This window comes from Microbacterium umsixpiens, assembly GCF_053543675.1.
The window spans coordinates 1-842 of record NZ_JBLVOH010000209.1 but is presented as its reverse complement, the minus strand read 5'-3'; the positions used below and the strand labels follow the sequence as shown (position 1 = coordinate 842).

The following is an 842-nucleotide window of genomic DNA, read 5'->3' as shown; positions in this document are numbered from 1 at the left end:
CGCCGCGACTCTGCTTATCGCAGAGGCGTGATGCCCTGCGAGCCGCGCGGGAAGGTCGCGAGGAGGGCGGGGTCGATGTTGAGGTGCGCCGAGACGAGCTGCGGCGGCACGTGCGCCAGCCAGTTCGCGAGCGAGATCTCCTCGTACTTGTCGGTGCGGAAGACCTCGAGGAACTGCAGCACATCGTCGCCGGTGTTCTCGATGTAGTGGCCGAAGTTCTTTCGCACGACACCCACGTCACCCGGACGGAAGTCCGTGGTGTTCGCGTGCGGGCCGGTGTTGAACACGGTCATCCGAGCCGAGCCACGGAGGTAGTACTGCCACTCGTCCGCATTCGGGTGCCAGTGCAGCTCCCGCATCGACCCCGGCTCCACCGTCACAAGCGCCGCGGCGACCGTGGAGGAGTACTTGTAGTTCGTCGAGTCGGCGATCTGGATCGACCCGCCGGTGTTCTCGTAGAGAGGCTTCGAGCGGGAGAGGCGGAAGATGACCGGTTCCATGCCCCATTCCACACCCGCAGCGGCCTGGTCGACGTCGAGTGCGGGTGGCTCTTCGCCGGGAAAGATCCAGAGATTGTGCAGCGGGATGTCGGAGAACACCTCCTGGGCGACGCCGAAGTTCTTCGCGAGCACCTCGGGAGGGGTGTGGGCGAACCAGTCGGTCAGCAGCAGCGTGTTCGATTCGGACTGGTCGCCGTCATCGAACGCGAGCACGAACTCCGCCCCGTCCGGCCCGAGTCCCTGCAGGGAGTGCGGGGTGCCGGCGGGGAAGAACCACAGGTCGCCCTCCTCCACATCCTCCACCGCGGGCAGACCCGACCGGCTGAGAGTCGTCCCCCCCCC

Annotated in this window: 1 protein-coding gene; it reads right to left on the bottom strand. The window is 66.7% G+C overall.

Translation table 11 applies throughout. The features are described from left to right. Window positions 1-14: 14 nt before the first annotated feature. The coding region (locus ACNPM4_RS17965) for a cupin domain-containing protein (protein ID WP_448986591.1) at window positions 15-842 on the bottom strand (828 nt) is incomplete at its 5' end.